This window comes from Bacillus sp. EB106-04-02-XG92 (genome assembly GCF_058791995.1).
The window spans coordinates 65978-85018 of the sequence record NZ_JBYTEA010000009.1 but is presented as its reverse complement, the minus strand read 5'-3'; the positions used below and the strand labels follow the sequence as shown (position 1 = coordinate 85018).

The window sequence follows — 19041 nt, the reverse complement described above, 5'->3', positions numbered from 1 at the left end:
AGATAACCGGTGGATACACCGGTGTTCGCAGGAATCTCCCACTTCAAACAGTCCGTAAGGACGTTAAGTGGTGAGTAATTCAAGATAAAGCATTGATGTTTACTCTTGAGTTGTCCTTTCCTTATTAAAAACTCTTTTTATTAATCGAGAACCTGTTTGATACTATTCTTCCATTACTTCTCTTGAACTCATACTTTCTACTATTCCCCATACAATATGTGTAACTTGATTCAAATTTTGTTTTAAAGCGTTTTTTGCATATAGTCTTTTCTCTCTATATCTATTAATTCTTTTAATAATTTATACAAATAATTATTACTAGCTGTATATACACCGTTTAAAAATGGTTCTAATGTTCTATCTACAAACCCAGATGCTATTCTAACTGCCAGTCTATCAGCCATTTTTTTATTATCAATCCCAATATCTTGTACGAAAATACCCTCATGTAATCTGGTCATCATACCTAAAAACATACAAGAAGAATAATCCTAATCATTTCTCCTTTTATTTATTATTCTCACAACTATGCAGGTGCTTGGAAATTTAATCATACTTTATTATAATTAAGTATATATTAACAACATGTTTAGTATAAGTAAATAAAATTAACTATAATTTAATGTTTTTTACTTATTTAAAGGGGATTACACATATGAACAATATTAATGTTGGTCAAAAAATTATGGCATTTAGAAAAAATGCCGGATTAACTAGTAAACGGTTAGCTGAATTAGCTGATATAACACCTTCCATGTTAAGTCAGATTGAGAAAGGAATCACGAATCCATCATTACAAACACTAAAATTAATTTCTGTTGCATTAAATATTCCTTTATTTAATTTTTTCTTAGAAGATACCAATACAGAAGAATTAGTTGTAAGAGCTAATCAAAGAAAAAAAATAACTTTCCCTGAAAGTGGAAATGTTTCGTATGAGTTATTATCTCCCAATTTAGATGGATCACTAGAATTGGCTTTAATGAATCTGTTACCTCAAACCGCTTCATCTATAGAACCTGTGGCACATAAAGGTGAAGAAATAGCATTTATTATGGAAGGACAAGTAAAACTATATTTAAATGATGAGGTTTTACTTCTCAATACAGGTGATAGTGTTAAAATCCCACCATATGCAAAGCATAAATGGGAAAACACTTCTTTAAACAAAGTCACTGTTATATTCGGAGTAACCCCACCATCTTTTTAATTCCATATACTATCGGATAAAAGTTAGAGAAAATAATTCTCTAACTTTTTGTATACATAAATATATTTTAAGAAAATAAAAAACTTGTCTCTTAATTATATGAGATTAAAAGCTAACAATTAAGAATAGTAAAGTAGAGCTTTTTGATTACATGCTTAAATTACTTTTTAATGTCCAGTACTTTTCCCCATTAGCGTCAAAAGAGAATTCGACCCATCCATTTGGATCTTCACGATAAATAAAGATGTTTGTTCCAGGATTTAGTGTACCAACATTATTTTGCGTTACATCTACATCTGATCTACTTTTAATTTTCAAATCAAATGGATAAGGTACATAGTAATAAGCAGCTGATGATACTATATTTGCGCTCGAACCATCTGCATACATTTTATACGGTATTTCATTAGATAATGCCTCAACATCTAATGTTTCAGGGCTCTTTGGTAATTTTTTTGCATATGTATAGTCTTCTGCACGGAATGGTTTCATACGTTCCATAATACCCGCAATTTTTTTTGCCCAGCCTTTATCTGATGCATATTTCACGTTCATACCAGCTAACGTTGGTCCGTTATAATGCATACCACTTTCTTCTAAATATCTTTCTCGTACATAATTAGCGTTATAAGCAATACTGTCGCCGTACGTTGGTAAGTATTTTGCATATTTAAATGGATCTCTATCATAAGCACGTAATCCGAATAGATTATGTTTTTGATATGCAATTTCTGATTTACCGTATCCAGATTCTAAAATCGCATGCGCCGCTAAATAATGAGCATTCACGCCATATTGATTTTGCGCATTGATAAAATCTTGCCCATGTCCAACTAATGGACTATCTGAATGATATTTTGCAATAAAACTATCAATCTCTTGAGCTGTAATTTTAGAAGTCACCGTTAAATTCAAATCTTCATATGAGGTAGCAGTAATAATCTCTTTTTCCTTTAAAACATTCTTTGGAGTTAGTTGCATCATATCTGTTTTTGCAGTAAGTTGAGCAGCTTCAGCGCGTGTTATGAATCTATTTGGTTGCCAACCGTTATCAGTACCAACGGAGATTTTTAAATCAATTAAAATATTGGCGAACCTTTCACCCCAATGGCCTGTTAAATCGTCAAATTTACTTTGGCCATTATCATTTGCTGTACTTTGAAGTTTATACGCATTTACTAGCATTGCCGCCATAGCAGCGCGCGTTACTTTTCCGGATGGATTGAAGATACCATTACCTTCGCCTTTAATAATGCCAGCTTTTTCTGCTGCGGCAATATAAGGTGTTCCCCAGTGGTTTTGTGAGTCTGTAAAAGATGGTTTTGCATCGTAGTCAATTTGTATACCTAAAACTTTTGTCATAATTGTTGCGGCGGAAGCTCTGTCTAGTGAATCATTTGAGCCAAAATTTCCGTCTGGGTAACCACTTATTACTTGTTTATCCACTAAATAATTAACGGATTGCTCTGCCCACCTTGGAACATCAGGAAATTTGTGAGTATCTGCTAAAATATTAGAAGAATAAGATAATATTGCTCCTGCGAGGATACTTGTTGCGATGAATTTGTGTTTCATAAAAATATACACCTCTACCATTCTATCGTATTAATCAAATTGAGATTTTATATTTTTATATTTACATGCTTATAATCATGATGAAATTATATTAACATGCATTCAATTTGATGTAACGATTATAGTTACTTATATACACAAGTGTCAATGAATGTCTTTTACAAAATTGTATAATATTTACAAAAAAATTATAATTTCGCATTATTGTAATTAACTTATGTATAAGGTTGATTTATTAATTAACTTTTACTTAATTATATTTACCAGTACTGAAAATCGTGTTAATGTATATTTAATAATAGAATAACTAGCTTTTAATAGTTGGTAATAAAATATTTATAATTTGTATATACTTATATTAAAATTTATAGTATAATCGGTCTGTCTGTTATTTGTTTTAATTCATTTGATTGGGCAATCCATTATAAAGAGGATTGCCTATTTTTTTATAACAAAAATATAAATTCTCACAGTAAAATTTAAAGAATTAATCAAGAATATAGTATGATTAATGTATATTCAATATAAATTAAAAAAGAAAAGATGCTATTATCAAGAGGATCTTTACTATACTTTTACTTTTTAGACCTATGCTCGATCTTACCACAGCGAAAAATGGATTTTCTGCTATCTTTTATACACTTGCTTTCTTAGCACATATGTTGAATACTCACGCTTAATTGCTCTTTCACTCTCTTTTAAAAGTTCAAACAAAAACCCGATGTATTATTCCCTCACACGGTATACATTTCTACTTCTATTTCCATCCATTTAAATAGAAAATCAACAATAATACTATCATATTCAAACAATCTAGTTTACTATAATATCATTATGTATAATTTAATTTTATATTTTGTAATATTTAATATCAAATTACATATTTAGAATTTTTATATATTTATTTATCAAGTTTAATGAATACAAAACGCAGGTGGAATATGTTACCATTCCATTAACCTATTAAATATATATTATTCTAATAGGTTAATAAAAAAATAGAGGGTTATTTTTTTATGTCAAAGTCACAAATTAAAAAGGTCGTTGGGGCGCTAAGTTTAACATCTGCTTTACTTATTTCAGCAATGCCTGCAAGTGCGGGTTCAGGATTGATATGGGTTAGAGACAAATACCCTAATGCATATGAATTTGATTATAATGGTGCAAAGGGAACAGTTAAGGTTTTTTATAGGGATAAAAAAGGTAATACTAAAACAAAGATAGAGAAATGCTATATGGATAACAACACTTGTTATGTACCAGATAAATAATAAATGAAAGTAATAAAAACACTCAATTCGAGTGTTTTTATTACTTTCTTATAGACAATTACAATATTTACTTTAAAGTTATTGTTGTAAAAAAATTCTCTTCTAAATGCATTCTTTTTCTATGAATACATTTTTGTATATATGCGTTTTAAATAGTGATTTCTAATAATAAAGAAGTAAATAATTTGTATACAAATAAAGCTTATTAATACAACAATTGAACTTTGAATAACGGACATTTCCTTACTTACTGTTTGTCCTAATTGATGAAACGTTAGAAATGCAAAACTACTATGAACCATAGCCACTATAATCGGTAAGAAAAATAGTAGCATCATTTGTCTTGTCACGATTTGCTTTAACTCACTTTGACTTAATCCTAATTTTGAAATCATTTGATATTGCTCTTGATCACGTTCTAAATCAGTAAATAGACGGAAATATAAAAAGCTTAGCGTAAATACGAAAAATACAATCCCCACCATTATACTTGAGATAGAAAGTAATCCGTTTTGTTGTTTCAATTCAAGCCATCTTAAATACAAAGATGAAAACATATAATAATCCTCTTGATTCTTACCAATAATCTTCATAAGTTTAGTAGAAACTTCATTCGTTTCAGACCAATTTTTAACGATAAAACCGTATATGGTATAATCTCGGAGTACGTTTTCTTGTTGAGCATTTTTGACCTTATTATAAACATCATCAGAGACAATAATAGGCTTTTCGATTAACGATAATTCTGGGATATAAATTGTTTTTTGCACAGAGAGTGGGACCTCTATTTCACCATGTATTATTTCAAAAGTTTTTATATCCTCCGCGCTTTTCTCGTTCTTATTTTGTCGTATAGCAATGCTATCATTTTCATTTGTTAATTTCTCTATTTCATACCCTAATTGTTTTGCATATTCATTATACGTAGATACATTAATTAACGCCAATCCGTTTAGTGTCCTTTTAAATTCTGTTGCAACAAGTTCATAAGAAAATCCATATTCATTTAATTGCTTCTTTATCTCTTCAATATGGGCTTTTTCTTGTATATTCCCCTTATCCGATCGATACGTAAATGCATATGGGGTCTCATGTTTTGCTAGTTCTGGATTTCCAATAGCTGTACAAACTCCAATTGCTGTAAAAGAAACAGCAGATATAATTGTAACGATAAAGAATGTTCTCGCATTATCTTTCATTCGATACATCAATTCTGAAATAACAAGAAGATTGGTTCTTTTAAAGAATGTAGTTTCTCTATTTTTTAAAGTATATAACACATATACACACAATTGATTAAAGAAAAAGAAGGTTCCAAAAACAATTAATAAGACACCTACCCCTACAAGTAGTAACAATCGATTTAAATCCATGTAATTCACTGCAACGATACTGTGGTGCACACAGGAGTAACCTGCCCCAAATAAAATAAGTACCAACATGGATATCCAGACGGAAACTTTCGGCTCAGCTTTTGGTTTTTCCTCTGATTTTATGAGTTCTACAAGCTCATTTATTTTCATCATTTTCGATGTAAATAATGAAATAAGTAGAAATAGAACAAAAAAGGAGATAGCTGTTATTCCCATAGCCTTTAATGGAAAGTAAAATGCTAACCTATGTCCTACTCCCAATAAGTACCCTGTAACTAGTAAAAATAATTTAGAAAAAACTATCCCAAGCCCAATTCCTACCAGTATAGAAGGAATTCCAATCAACATGTTTTCGAAAAAAATTAATTGATGAAGCTGCCGATGAGACATTCCATGTAACATTAATAATCCAAACTCTTTTTTTCTATTTTTTAAAAAGGCACTAACTGAATAGAAAATAAATAAGAATGAAAAGACAAAGATTAAGTAATATGATAGTTGAAATCCTATCTTCCCAAACGTACTCAATATGGTGCTTACATGAGTCAGTTCGCCTTGTAGGTTTGGATGAAAGACAAGTAAACCATAAGTGAAGAAAATCATTACCGCAAATGTGCTACTAAAAAAATGCCCAAGATATATTCGTTTATTCCGTATAACATTATTAAATGCGAGCTGTCGAAATGTCATTTTTATTACCTCCTAACCTAGAAAGACTTTCCACAATATTTTTATAAAATAGTGGGCGATCACCGTTGCAGCAAACTTCATTGTATAACTGTCCATCTTTAATAAATATAATGCGATCACAGTAACTAGCAGCAACTGGATCGTGCGTTACTAACATCATTGTTGCCTTTTCTTCTTTATTTAATAGTGTTAATATCTCCATTACATCTTGAGAGGATTTAGAGTCTAAGTTCCCTGTCGGTTCATCGGCAAGAACTAATTTAGGAGAGTGAATGAGTGCACGAGCTATCGCTGTTCGCTGCGCTTGTCCTCCTGATATTTCATATGTTCGTTTATTTAAAATTTCGTTAATACCTAATTTTTCAGAAATAGATTCTACTCGTTTATTTATTCTTTTCACATTCATGCCTTCTAATACAAGCGGAAGAACCATATTCTCCTTTACTGTTAATGTATGCAGCAGGTTAAAGGATTGAAAGACGAACCCTAATTCCTGTCTGCGAAATAAGGCCAAATCATTGATCGAAAGCTGATATGGATTTTTACTATTAATAAATACATTACCTGATGTTGGCGAGTCAATAGTAGATATCATATTCAATAACGTTGTTTTTCCACTACCCGAAGGACCCATGACCCCAACAAATTCTCCTTCTGTTATTGTTAAATTAATATTTGAAAGTGCCGTGTGTGAAACATTTCCTGTGTATTCTTTACTAAGTTCTTTTACTTCTACTATTTTCATATGAGAAATTTCCTCCAATTTTATCGACTAAGAATGAGATTTGATAACTAATGCCTGTCTATATTTTGACTTATTCAAAATACGAGTAATGTACTACGCATTACTAATTTGTTTCAGCTTTTCTTATTTAAGCTTCCATACTTGTTCGAATGTATTAAACACTAAAATAACTTGTTATTGTACCTCAGAATTTTTAAACATGTTTCTGTTTTTCATTGTAGTAGTATGGTTGTTTTTCTCATATTGAATTATCTTTCATTTTTCTTACACGCTTGAAATGTTTCTGAAAATACAGTCTATGAGGCCAAGAAATATAATTTTTTTGAGAGATAGCATTGAGGAATTTTTCATATGCAATGGACTATATGCTACTAGATTTCCGTATAGATTTTATTTGCAATTCATCGTATTTTCTTTATCGTTCACCAAGTTCTTCCTATTCTTAAAATGGAACAAATTTATTACTTAGAGTGTCTATTACGTGTATTCCTAAAAATATGAAAGGACATATTATTACCAAAAGTAAAGTGATGTAAAAAAGTGTGTATTGAAATACTGCATTTAAATGTTACGAGTTTAATACTTTCACAGGTGAACGATTACAAGTGTAATTAAAAAAGAAACAATCTAAACAGCGTCTGTTCATTCGTCTAAACGTTTTAATTCTGCTTAACCTGTTAAAATTCAACTTCAAACGTATTGTTATCTTATACACACTTTAAATAACATCGGTATTTAAAACACCAAAACAAAATCCATATATTCTTGAAAGAGGTTAAAAATTTATGTTCGTTTTAAACAAGTTCTTTACCATTTCACATTACAAAAAGATTGCACCTGTCGTATTACTATCATGTGTTACACTAATAGGCTGTTCCAATAGTAATATTCCATCTGAATCACCTAAACAAACGAAACAAACAAATCAAATTAAACAAGAAAATACTGGTAATGATTCTTTTGCTAAACTTGAAAAAGAATATAACGCTAAGCTTGGTATTTATGCACTGGACACAGGTACGAATCAAACCGTTGCTTACCATGCAAATGATCGCTTTGCATTTGCCTCTACATCTAAATCATTAGCTGCGGGAGCTCTTTTACGTCAGAACTCAATAGAAGCTCTTGATGAAAGGATTACGTATAAGCGAGAAGACCTTTCTAATTATAATCCAATTACTGAAAAGCATTTGGATACAGGAATGACGTTAAAAGAACTTGCAGATGCTTCTGTTCGATATAGTGACAGTACGGCACATAATTTAATTCTTAAAAAGTTAGGTGGTCCATCCGCATTTGAAAAAATATTGAGGGAAATTGGTGATACTGTTACTAATTCCGAGAGATTTGAACCTGAATTAAATGAAGTAAATCCAGGAGAAACACATGATACGAGTACACCAGAAGCAATCGCTAAGACACTTCAATCTTTTACATTAGGAACTGTACTACCATCTGAGAAACGTGAACTATTAGTAGATTGGATGAAGAGAAACACAACTGGGGATAAATTAATTCGTGCAGGCGTACCAAAAGGATGGGAAGTAGCTGATAAAACTGGTGCAGGATCTTATGGGACAAGGAATGATATTGCAATTATTTGGCCACCAAATAAAAAGCCAATTGTTCTTGCCATCCTTTCTAATCATGATAAAGAAGATGCAGAATACGATGATAAACTTATTGCAGACACAACCAAAGTCGTGTTAGATACTTTAAAAATTACGAATAAAAACTAATGGATTAATAGTTTTCCATGTTTGGCGGTTGTATTCTCTCATATGAATCACCATACATGAACGTCAAAAGATGTTAGAAAACGAAAAAACACGCAGTTCCATTTGGAACTGTGTGTTTTTATTTTGCTAATTGATTTGGGAGAACCGTCTGTGTCATCCAGTGCTTATTTGTTTGTACATGATCTTTTCGAACAAATTTTCCTACCGATTGTGAAAAATCATCATAGTGAAATGTTTTCGTAAACCTAAGTACATAGCCCTCTTGAATGCTGCCAAAGATTGATTTTCCGCTATAGCATAAACGAATCGCTTTTTCATTATAGGGACCACGGTATAACACAGGAACGTGCACAAGGCCTAGCTTTTCACACCATGCAACTGTTTCATCCCACGATAAACATTCATTCTTTTCATTCCATACAGAAAAGACATAAAAATAGGATGTAAGTTCTGTATAGTGAATACTATGACAGGCATATACATTTTCACCACAAATGCGCCAACCTTCTGGAATTCTATAGCCTATACTCCCTTGTAATGTCTTTACCCATGTACGCGAAGGATGATGCATGCTTGATAACGATCTAGCATGCATAGCGTCTTTATATAAGGATGTATTTTCACCGTCTAATTTTTCCAGTACCACCACTTCCTGATTTTGAAACCCGTCCATATTCTGAAGAACGCGGTCATCACTTGTTACCCCAATCGACCAAGGGACGTGCAATGTTCGCGGATATTTCACAAGCATTCTTCTCACCTCTCTACTTCGCAAATGCATCTGCATCACGGAAAAAGTATAGTTTTGTCAACACCTCATCACCACAGTAATGGTAGATTTCACGCATTGCCTCTTCCCCGCCATGTAACATCTTCATATGAAACTCGGTTATCATTAACACTTTCTCAATAAACTCCCATTCGAAACCAAGTTCCATTAAAAAGTGGCAAGCGATATGGGTACTGACATATTCGTGACCATAATACGAATGATAGCCTTTCAGCTTTTTAAATACACGGCAGAACGGTTTCCCTGTATCATGAAGTACTGCAGCAGTTTGTAGTAGAAACAAATCTTCTCCTACATAATTCTCAGTTAAATGTGCATAGACCATATACGTATGTTGACATAATGGTAAGGAATGATAGGGGTTTCCTTGGTCATATTGAAACATGTCAGAAAAGAACGAGATAGCGTTTAGTCTTTCGTAGAATTCTTCATAACTTGGATACCCAGTCAGAAGTTCTTGAAATTCATTTTTGGATATATTGTACGAACCTGGTGTATGCAGAATTTCGATTTGGTCCCATCCTTCCGCTTTTACGGGGAACTCAGCCTTTTTGTACATTTTTTCTAGTATCCGTTCTTCCACCGTTCGTTTTCGCTCTTGATTCCTCTTCTGACATTCCTTATAGGGTGTGTTCACCACATAACATCGTTTTTCTAGATTTGGTATATTACGTAGACGATGCAGTGCTTTCACACGGAATTCCCTTTCAATGTTTGTCGCATCTAAAATGACGTTACGACCATCCTCTAAGTGCTCACGAACACGTTCCATTGCATATCTGTATACCATTCCCGTCTTTCCTTGTTTCGTTTCGCTATAAAACAACGTTTGGCGAAGTTCATCTGTCGAGACGATTGCAGCACGGTATTGTTTTTGAAGCATCTTTGCATACGAGCTTTTTCCACTTGCGGGTAATCCAACAAGATATATAATTGTAGGCATGTCTTCACCTCTCTTCTTCGCGCTATTATCTCATATATTCTAAAATTCTTACAATATGAATGTATTTGAGAGGTTAGAATAATACTTAAATATTGTGTATGTTAGTATCACTCTCTAAATTTTCCAATTCGTCTTGTATAATAACAAAAATATATTTAAATATTTTATATTAAACAACAACGGTAGGAAATCTCTTAGACTATCTAACTTTATACATAAATTACATCAAGACTGACAATAAGAATATAGTTATGAGAACGAAAGCTATTTGATAACTATTCCAAGCTTAATCATTATTATTGCAGGTATTGTACGTATGCTTATATCCAAAAGGTTCCAAAAGTATAAAACCTGAAAAAAAGTATGTTTAAAAAACCAGTATATAACAGTAAGTGAAGATGTATCGCAAAAGGACGAATCTAAAGATAAGGCCTATTTAGTTGCATTTGTATTTGTATTATATTAGGGGTTTTTACCAAGTTTTCCAACAGGTTAATTTTGATAAAAACCCAACTCGTATTCCTATCATAAATAAATACGGGTCACTTCACGGTAGAGATACTCCCAATAAATAGATAAGGTAGATGCATTACGATTATTTAATGCTATCTACTCACTGACTTCTGTGGGTTTTTTACAAAAAAATCAGGAGAGCTACAAACAGATTCATGGGTGTTCCTCTCCTGTCCTTCTTTTATATACACTTAATCGAGCCACTAAGAATATCCACCTAAACAATTACTTCATAAGGGCTTTCTAATTCAAAAACAAAGTCCTAAACAACAGTTCCATTAAAGTTTCTCTTTCTAATATCCCATCTAACTCCGTACGATTAATTACTTCCTATAGGGGTACCGCACCACATCCATCAACTTAAGAAAAGTAAACACCCCAAAAACAAAAAATAAGCTGACTCCTCAAAATAACTAACTGTAGAGAAAGAAAAATCTCATTTAGTGGGTACTTCAAAACCTTAGTTTGATTGCGATGGGGTCACCATATCAAAAAAAAGATAATTGTGCGTTTAGACATATCTTTCACCCACTTCCTGTTCGTTAAGGAACTCGTTATTTTTTTACAGTTTTTTATTATGTAATTCTAAATAACTAATTATAATAGGTGAAAAAACGATCAATAGTTTGGGTACGGAAAGGATTCGAATTTACATTCTTTCTCAATACATATCATGGATAAATAAAGTAAAATATGGGTTGGGGCTATGTCTCATGTTGTGTTAATCCTAACAATAACTAAGGGTACATAATATGCTTTCATACCTTTGAATAATTTTGTTGTAGAAGGGATCGAGATTTAATTGGCTCAAATTGTTGGTATTAATAGATACCTTTGTACTGGGGCTTTAATCTATATGCGTGAGGGCCTTTCCCTAAGTCTTGTCAGGAAGTAAGGAACAGTAAGCAAATAGTTATACAATATGAATAGAGGAGAGGAATGCCATATGAAAATACGTAGTCAAATTACATGTGCAAGTCTGGCCCTTTTAATAGCTGGAAGTTCCCTGTTATATACAACACCAACCTCAATTGTAAAAGCAGAGCCCACTCAAAATGTATCTAGTTCGTTACAAACAAATACGCAACGAGATCATACTTCCGTCAAGCAAGCAATGCGGGATACATTGCAACTTGGATACCCGGGGATACTTGCTAAAACTTCTGAGGGTGGAAAAACATGGGGGTATGCCGCTGGAATAGCGGATCTGAGAACCAAGAAACCAATGAAAACAGATTTTCGCTTTCGCATTGGGAGTGTGACGAAGACGTTCACCGCAACAGTTGTACTTCAATTAGTTGGAGAGAATCGCCTGAAGCTAGACGACTACATCGAAGACTGGTTGCCTGGTGTCATTCAAGGAAATGGATATGATGGTAACAAGATTACTATCCGGGAGATATTGAACCATACAAGTGGTATCGCTGAATACTCAAGGTCAAAAGACGTTGATTTTACGGATACAAAAAAATCGTATACGGCTGAAGAGTTAGTGAAGATTGGGATCTCTCTTCCCCCAGACTTTGCTCCAGGAAAGGGCTGGTCTTATTCAAACACAGGATACGTATTACTGGGTATCCTTATTGAAAAAGTAACTGGAAACAGCTATGCGGAAGAGGTTGAAAATCGAATTATTGAACCACTTGAATTGTCGAATACATTCCTACCAGGCAACTCAAGTGTTATTCCAGGCACTAACCATGCCCGTGGATATGTCCAACCAGACGGAGCAAGTGAGCTAAAAGACGTTACTTATTATAACCCTAGTGCAGCTAGCTCTGCTGGAGATATGATTTCTACTGCTGACGACTTAAACAAATTCTTCTCTTGCTTGCTCGGTGGCAAATTACTGAAAGAACAGCAACTAAAACAAATGCTTACTACAGTGCCTACAGGAAAAGAGGGAATCGATGGATATGGTCTTGGAATCTATGAAACCAAGCTTCAAAGTGGTGTCTCGATATGGGGACACACAGGTGGCATTCTAGGGTTTACTACTCTTGTTGGAGGCAAACTTGGAGGCAAGCATACGTTGGTCGTCAATTGGAATAGTTTAGGTAGAATTGGCAGTCCTAATCCTTTTAAAAAAATTTTACTTGCTGAATTTAATAAGTAGGAAAAAAAGGAAAAATTCATCGTAGTTTTCATAGTTAAAAATATACTTTTCTGTTTCAAAAGCCCCAACTTATTTTCAAGAAAAATGTGGGGCTTTTTTGTTTTGATGGCATTTATTCTCCTTAAGTTGATGGATGTGGGTGGTACCCCCTATAGTAGTCTTTCTATCTATTTTTATCTCATTTGGCTTTCCCAATATTTCTTGTTTCAATTGTTTGATCATTTTGACTGGTACTTGTTCGGTTTCGAAAATTTTACTGTAACCATAATAAAAAAGTTGGGGATTCCCCTAACTTTTTTAAACATCTATTGTCTTATTAATCCTGTGGATGTGACCTGATATGTTCTTTTCTTACCTATATATTCCTGTTTTCCATTCTCAAGGTTAGTTAAAGTCGCTCGCGACTTTTCCTTTGCTGCTTCCCCTTCTATATGAGTAAATTCTATATAATCTCCCACTTTTATAGGTACTGTTTGGATTTCAGCATTTTGTTGTCTATTTCCCATGATTTCCTTATTGTACATAACGCTACCGGATGAGCCTTGGACCTTAATACTTGCATATGTACTATTAAAGTAAGAATGCGGTACACCAGCTTCTAATTTGATTTTCAGCTCTTCTGCTGTTTTATTATAATCTACTTTTGCAATTTCTCGATCACTATATCCTTTTAATGACCATGCAAATTGTTGTCCATCTAGAATTGTTGTCTCTGGCATTTTTTCAACTTTCTTTAATCCCTCTTTAGTAAACAGATACCTTGCTGTCTTTCCAAAAGTCTCATTTTTGTTATTTTCAAGATTCGTTAATGTTGCGCGTGTCTTTTCCTTTACTGCGTCTCCTTCTATATGAGTTAATTCAATGTAATCCCCCACTTTTACAGACACAGTTTGGCTTTCGGTATTTTGTTGTCTATTCCCCACGATTTCCTTATTGTATAATACGCTACCAGATGAGTTTTGGACCTTAATACTTGCATATGTGCTATTGAAGTAAGAATGCGGTACACCAGCTTCCAATTTGATTTTCAACTCTTCTGCCGCTTTATTATAATCTACTTTTGCAATTTCTCGATCACTATATCCTTTTAGGGACCATGCAAATTGGTTCCCTACTAAAATATCAGAATTTCCATTTGTAATTCCTACTTTTTTCTCTACAGTTCGATCAAATATGTCTGTTAATGTAATTTTAGCAAAAGCCGTTTGAGGCAATTGCATAGTTTGACTTACCTCAGTTTGGTAGGACTTAATATTATCAATTACTTTCAAAGGTTGTCCCATTAACTTTTCATTGTTATAGATTTCAATTTTCCCTTTAAATTGTGGAGTACTTTGTTCTTTCAATTTCCAAGAAACATTTAATTTCTCATCTTCAAAGCGAATATTTTGAATATCAAAATCCAAAATTCCCATTTCAGGTTGACTAGGCTGAATTATATTAAAACTTTTTCCATTACCAATAGTTGATTGAGTATTTCCTCCTGCCTTAACCCAGAGATATTCTGAAGTTGCTCCTCCATCGTATTGATAGGACGTATCATGTTGCCCAGAGATACGCTGATTATTCCAAGAATTCCATTGTTGATCTGAAACTTTTCTACTGTATCCATTTTTAAGGCGTGCTTCTCTTACATCTTGTCCATTACCAGCCCAGTCCTCTTGAAACATCGATAGACCATAGTTAAATGCAACATTCGCAACTGGATGATCCATAATAGCAACTAACTTCCATTGATTTAATTTATTATCTTTTATCCACTGGCCAAACTTTGTATGGCCATCTTCTTGCCAAGAACGTAGAGTCATTCGATACCATTCACTATCTTTCCAATTATAAGTTGTTTGTACCTTCAGACCTGTTCCTTCTCCACCAAATCTACTGGCTTCTGAAGTCGGAGATAAATATTCAGCTTTTATTGCTTGGTTTGATGCTATTGGATCCCAAAGCGCAAAATGAAGAGTACGTTTACCGGTTTGATCAAAACCACTTTGTTGTTGGAAGCCAGCATAACCACCACCCTCTCCCCCCTGATTCCAGTTATGCACAGCCCAATACGTATAAGGTGCTGTTTGGACTGGTGACCAGTCTATGCTAATAATATCTGAAGCAGCAGTATTTTGTGGTGTTACATAAACAGATGGAGCATGAGATCGGATTGCTGCCTCTGTACTAGAAATTGGTGCTCCATACATTGACATCATGGTGCAAGCCGCAGTAATTATAACAATCTTTTTTAGTCTTCTATTTATTTTTTCTTTAAACATAACTTCCTATCTCCTTTTAAATTATTTTAGTTACATTGAATAATAACGATGTACATACTATTAAACAAATTATGTAAAAAAATAACATTAGCTATACTACCTAGTTATGTTTAATGTTTTTTTCACTACTATTACTAATCAAATTATAGTATTTTGTAAGAAAATCGTATGATTTGTGACTTAATGTTGGCTAAAAATATTGTAAAAATTCATAAATATATAGTTTTAGATTATTATGCTGAAAGACTCCTTTGATATTTCATGATTTTTCAATAGATTTATTTCCTTAATTACTCACACTATTAACTAAAAATTTGTTTACGGAAATAACATTATGTAAACATACATCGTGATAATTAGATAAAATAGCTTATCAATTTGCACATGTCTTTTCAATACATTAAAAGAGCCCACAAAAAACGTAGACTCCTTTAGTTATCTAAACATTAAATATTGCAACCAACCAAAAATTAACATTAAATTCTTATGTTAGCTTATTTAATATTTAATGAAGTAGATAATGTATTCCAAGGTGCATTTGTAGATGTGTTTTGATATTTGAATTGTCCATTTTGCTGTCCCGAAGCATCCCATTTATATTCCCATCCATCAACTGTTCTATCACCATTAATATCAATCATCTTAGAATCTACTTTTTTTAGTTTTTGTCCACTCATTTGAGCAATTGGATTTCTACCATATCCCATTTCATTTGTATAAATGTATAAATAGCTTCCTCCATGATCTTTAACCGTACTTAAATTGTTTGCACCAATAAATTCAACTCCGCCTAATTGAGATTCAACTTTTACTACATTTAATGATGTTAATGGTGGTGCAGGTGCTGCAGATACATCTGTCGCTAAACCAACTGTTGCTCCAACTACTAATGATGAAACCCCTACGATCATTCTTTTTAGCATTCAATCATCCCCTTTATATTAAATACAAATTGATTCTATCATACTAATTTCATACATTTTGTTCCCTGTGAAAGAGTTAACAAAAAGTACCTATTTATATATGAAATTATGCATATTCATTGCATCTTTACTATTTGCATTTACCATTAATCCTACTACAGCATAATTGGTTCTCTAACTTGATTGAATTTCAATACTTGGACTCGTTTCAAGGTGACTTTTGTCAGATCTAATAAATGGTGCGTAGTTCGATTATTTAACAAATAAAAAATAGAATTGCAAATCCAACTCAATTTAATTTGGCTTTTCCTCTAGCATTATAAGCAAGATCCACCACTTGCATCGATTAACTCACCAGTTATCCAACGGCTGTCTGATGAAGAAAGAAAACCTACAATATCAGCTATATCATTTGGTTCTCCCCATCTATTAAAAGTCGATAAACCTGCAGCATATTTTTGGCCATCTTTATTCCCCAATGTCTCAGCGTTCATTTCTGTATTAATTATACCCGGGAGAATTGCATTTACTGTAATACCACGAACACCAAGTTGTTGTGCTAAAGTATGAGTAAGTGTATTAATTGCCCCCTTAGATATACTGTAGGCAAAAACACTTGGAGAGGCTACTCGTGTAACAAATGATGAAATATTGATAATCCGTCCTCCATCTTTTAAACGTGGCAAAGCCTTTTGGATAATGAAAAATGGAGCCTTCACATTAATATTCATAACCTCATCAAAAGACTCCTCTGTAGATTCCTCTAACGTTAAAATCTGCCCAATTCCAGCATTGTTTACAAGAATATCAAATGAAGTATTACCTATATGTTTTTGAAGAGATTGATCCATCATTAAATACAAGTTATTAATGCCTTTCAAAGTACTTAAATCTGCACTGATTGCAAATGCGGCACCGCCATCTTGTTTAATTTTATCCACTACACTTTCTGCTTCTTCTTTTCTTTTACTATAGTGCACTACAACTAACGCACCAGCCTGTGCCAAATGTAAGGCAATACTTCGTCCTATTCCCCTACTAGCCCCTGTTACTAATGCAACTTTCCCCTTCAATTTATTCATCTCATCATCCCCTTGTTTAGAATTCTACTTAGTTATATCACAGGATACTCTTTGATATGTTGCTCTCTAATTTGGTTTCCTTAAAGGACCAAGATTGTATTGATACTAATTTTATTTCATACTAAACATCTAATTTTCTTCTTATGATATAGTGCACCCATGTCCGTTAAGCTAGGAAAAGTGAATACCACAAACAAAGAAAACTATTAGTTTTAGATTGTAGTACTTGAAAAATATCTAGTTTCTAAACCCTTGTTAAGAAGCCACGATGAGCAATTATACTAAACCAATAATGAAAAAAGGGTTTGATATGAATATCAAACCCTTTTTTACTATGTATAATTATTTCACTGCTTCTCTTAATTCTTTTCCAGCTTTAAATGCCGGTGCTTTAGAATCAGTAATTCACATTTCTGTAACATTATTATATAAGGTTTTAGCGGATTATGTGCTAAACTTTATTCCAAGAAGTCCTTTACTTTTAGAATCGACAATTCTTCAATACCCTTAGACTTACCCTACGTCCCCTGTAGGGCTTTTTTCGATAAACTAACATACTTCTTGTACACTTTCTAAATGTTATCTCTGCAATTTTGTATCCACTTCAATGTTAAATTGAACGAATATTAAGATATACTCCCAAGGGTGCTGATACATACTTTCTTTAAATCAGAAAAAACAAATCCTTATCTACACAGTTTTTGAGTGCCTTATGACGTCTTTTTTTTTGCAAAAGAGCCTTCACAATACATATATAAATAACAAAAAATATATGGACTCTATTTTCTAATCCATTACACTTATTCCTATCTTAATTAACTCTTTTTAGAGTTAATTTCGAATCTTGCTTTTGAGTTCTAAACCCTAATGCGATAGCAGCTCCAATACAGCTAGAAAAACAACCAATAAACAAATACGGGGATGGATCTGACTCACCGATTAAAACGGAAGCTATTCCTCCAATTACAGGGAATAGCGCCACCATATACCCACTTCGAGCCCCTCCGATTTTTTCTACAAGCTTCAAATAGAATAACCATGCTACAAAAGAAGCAAACAGAGTTAAATATAGCAACATACCTACATATGAAAATGATGTGGGAAACGTAACTTTTTCCCCTTGAAATAATACAATTCCCCCCATCAATATACTACCTACTGTAAATCCAATTGCATTTGCATAGATAGGATTCACCTTGTGTTTTGCATTTTGTGCCGAGCTCGCATCACCTGTTGCTGTAAGAAGCGTACCTAAGATTGCGACCATAATTCCTTTTATATCATTAAAACCTTGAAAATTATTTAAATTCGGATAGATAAGAATGCATACTCCTAATACACCTAAAATTCCTCCAACCAAAACGTGTGAATGTAACTTTTCTTTTAAAAAAATTCGAAGAGCGATTGGGGTCAAAATCACCTTTAATGAAAAAATTAACGTTACAATTGCTGCAGAACTCAAAATTGTAGCGTAATAAAGGCATAAATAGCTTAATGCAAAGTTACATATACCAAAATTCATTATAAATAAAATATCTTTTTTTGTTGGCATCCCTCTTGGTCGAAGGAAACAAATAAGAATCAAAAACAAAAAAGCTGTCATAACTAAACGATAAGTTAAGGATAGTTCTAAGCTGACAGGAGTTCCTTGAATTTTTACTGCAATAAAGTTGAGTCCCCATACAATCAAACAAAATATGTACATAAATATTGTCATAAACTTTCTCCTAGATTAAATTTTTTATAAATTCATTATTTATTTATACTGTCATTTCTAAAAGGGACAGTTTACAATAAATACAAA

General features: G+C 32.9%; 14 protein-coding genes. 4 read left to right on the top strand and 10 right to left on the bottom strand.

Annotated features, from left to right (window positions below; genetic code table 11):
- Positions 1–242: 242 nt before the first annotated feature.
- Entirely contained in the window at positions 243–476 is a 234-nt protein-coding gene (locus AC3WVA_RS20765; RefSeq protein ID WP_492322143.1) for a serine ammonia-lyase, read from the bottom strand.
- 179 nt (positions 477–655) lie between these two features.
- Between AC3WVA_RS20765 and AC3WVA_RS20760 the strand changes: the two genes are divergently transcribed.
- A complete protein-coding gene (locus AC3WVA_RS20760; protein WP_001059816.1) occupies positions 656–1210 on the top strand; it encodes a helix-turn-helix domain-containing protein in 555 nt (184 codons plus the stop codon).
- A gap of 147 nt (positions 1211–1357) precedes the next feature.
- Here AC3WVA_RS20760 and AC3WVA_RS20755 read toward each other — a convergent pair whose 3' ends face one another.
- Positions 1358–2785 carry an S-layer homology domain-containing protein gene (locus AC3WVA_RS20755; RefSeq protein WP_227601682.1) on the bottom strand — a complete coding sequence of 476 codons (1428 nt, stop codon included), beginning with the start codon at positions 2783–2785 and terminating at the stop codon, positions 1358–1360.
- 1016 nt (positions 2786–3801) lie between these two features.
- Here AC3WVA_RS20755 and AC3WVA_RS20750 point away from each other — a divergent pair.
- On the top strand, positions 3802–4056 hold the full coding sequence (locus AC3WVA_RS20750; RefSeq protein WP_048528538.1) for a hypothetical protein: 255 nt from the start codon (positions 3802–3804) through the stop codon (positions 4054–4056).
- A 119-nt stretch (positions 4057–4175) separates the two neighbouring features.
- On the opposite strand, the gene AC3WVA_RS20745 is transcribed toward AC3WVA_RS20750, so the two are convergent.
- Complete coding sequence (locus AC3WVA_RS20745; RefSeq protein WP_195757084.1) at positions 4176–6119, bottom strand: ABC transporter permease; 1944 nt, start codon at positions 6117–6119, stop codon at positions 4176–4178.
- The gene (locus tag AC3WVA_RS20740) at positions 6094–6864 is read right to left on the bottom strand and encodes an ABC transporter ATP-binding protein (protein ID WP_195757083.1); all 771 of its coding nucleotides are present in this window, start codon (positions 6862–6864) and stop codon (positions 6094–6096) included. The genes AC3WVA_RS20745 and AC3WVA_RS20740 overlap by 26 nt, the downstream gene beginning before the upstream one ends.
- 785 nt (positions 6865–7649) lie before the next feature.
- On the opposite strand from AC3WVA_RS20740, the gene blaIII reads away from it, so the two are divergent.
- A complete protein-coding gene (gene blaIII, locus AC3WVA_RS20735) occupies positions 7650–8603 on the top strand; it encodes a class A beta-lactamase BlaIII (protein ID WP_429604472.1) in 954 nt (317 codons plus the stop codon).
- A gap of 118 nt (positions 8604–8721) precedes the next feature.
- On the opposite strand, the gene AC3WVA_RS20730 is transcribed toward blaIII, so the two are convergent.
- Both AC3WVA_RS20730 and AC3WVA_RS20725 read right to left on the bottom strand, forming a co-directional pair.
- Complete coding sequence (locus AC3WVA_RS20730; protein WP_429604471.1) at positions 8722–9354, bottom strand: RNA ligase family protein; 633 nt, start codon at positions 9352–9354, stop codon at positions 8722–8724.
- A 13-nt stretch (positions 9355–9367) separates the two neighbouring features.
- Complete coding sequence (locus AC3WVA_RS20725) at positions 9368–10336, bottom strand: AAA family ATPase (protein ID WP_429604470.1); 969 nt, start codon at positions 10334–10336, stop codon at positions 9368–9370.
- Between the two features lie 1459 nt (positions 10337–11795).
- Here AC3WVA_RS20725 and AC3WVA_RS20720 point away from each other — a divergent pair.
- A complete protein-coding gene (locus tag AC3WVA_RS20720; protein ID WP_492322142.1) occupies positions 11796–12965 on the top strand; it encodes a serine hydrolase domain-containing protein in 1170 nt (389 codons plus the stop codon).
- Positions 12966–13270: 305 nt separating this feature from the next.
- Here the strand turns inward: AC3WVA_RS20720 and AC3WVA_RS20715 are convergent, their stop codons facing one another.
- From AC3WVA_RS20715 to AC3WVA_RS20700, 4 genes are all read right to left on the bottom strand, one after another.
- Positions 13271–15232: a DUF3472 domain-containing protein gene (locus tag AC3WVA_RS20715; protein ID WP_492322141.1), complete on the bottom strand. Its 1962-nt coding sequence runs from the start codon at positions 15230–15232 to the stop codon at positions 13271–13273.
- Positions 15233–15726: 494 nt separating this feature from the next.
- Positions 15727–16155 (bottom strand): DUF4879 domain-containing protein, encoded by a 429-nt coding sequence (locus AC3WVA_RS20710; RefSeq protein ID WP_098346578.1) that lies wholly within the window; start codon positions 16153–16155, stop codon positions 15727–15729.
- A 317-nt stretch (positions 16156–16472) separates the two neighbouring features.
- A complete protein-coding gene (locus AC3WVA_RS20705) occupies positions 16473–17237 on the bottom strand; it encodes an SDR family oxidoreductase (RefSeq protein ID WP_097841345.1) in 765 nt (254 codons plus the stop codon).
- Between the two features lie 811 nt (positions 17238–18048).
- The gene (locus AC3WVA_RS20700) at positions 18049–18954 is read right to left on the bottom strand and encodes a DMT family transporter (protein ID WP_492322140.1); all 906 of its coding nucleotides are present in this window, start codon (positions 18952–18954) and stop codon (positions 18049–18051) included.
- Positions 18955–19041 lie beyond the last annotated feature (87 nt).

Bases quoted from the DNA above. Each gene is read 5' to 3' on its own strand.
- AC3WVA_RS20765 (WP_492322143.1), bottom strand. From the start codon at position 476: ATGTTTTTAGGTATGATGACCAGATTACATGAGGGTATTTTCGTACAA.
- AC3WVA_RS20760 (WP_001059816.1), top strand. From the start codon at position 656: ATGAACAATATTAATGTTGGTCAAAAAATTATGGCATTTAGAAAAAAT.
- AC3WVA_RS20755 (WP_227601682.1), bottom strand. From the start codon at position 2,785: ATGAAACACAAATTCATCGCAACAAGTATCCTCGCAGGAGCAATATTA.
- AC3WVA_RS20750 (WP_048528538.1), top strand. From the start codon at position 3,802: ATGTCAAAGTCACAAATTAAAAAGGTCGTTGGGGCGCTAAGTTTAACA.
- AC3WVA_RS20745 (WP_195757084.1), bottom strand. From the start codon at position 6,119: ATGACATTTCGACAGCTCGCATTTAATAATGTTATACGGAATAAACGA.
- AC3WVA_RS20740 (WP_195757083.1), bottom strand. From the start codon at position 6,864: ATGAAAATAGTAGAAGTAAAAGAACTTAGTAAAGAATACACAGGAAAT.
- blaIII (WP_429604472.1), top strand. From the start codon at position 7,650: ATGTTCGTTTTAAACAAGTTCTTTACCATTTCACATTACAAAAAGATT.
- AC3WVA_RS20730 (WP_429604471.1), bottom strand. From the start codon at position 9,354: ATGCTTGTGAAATATCCGCGAACATTGCACGTCCCTTGGTCGATTGGG.
- AC3WVA_RS20725 (WP_429604470.1), bottom strand. From the start codon at position 10,336: ATGCCTACAATTATATATCTTGTTGGATTACCCGCAAGTGGAAAAAGC.
- AC3WVA_RS20720 (WP_492322142.1), top strand. From the start codon at position 11,796: ATGAAAATACGTAGTCAAATTACATGTGCAAGTCTGGCCCTTTTAATA.
- AC3WVA_RS20715 (WP_492322141.1), bottom strand. From the start codon at position 15,232: ATGTTTAAAGAAAAAATAAATAGAAGACTAAAAAAGATTGTTATAATT.
- AC3WVA_RS20710 (WP_098346578.1), bottom strand. From the start codon at position 16,155: ATGCTAAAAAGAATGATCGTAGGGGTTTCATCATTAGTAGTTGGAGCA.
- AC3WVA_RS20705 (WP_097841345.1), bottom strand. From the start codon at position 17,237: ATGAATAAATTGAAGGGGAAAGTTGCATTAGTAACAGGGGCTAGTAGG.
- AC3WVA_RS20700 (WP_492322140.1), bottom strand. From the start codon at position 18,954: ATGACAATATTTATGTACATATTTTGTTTGATTGTATGGGGACTCAAC.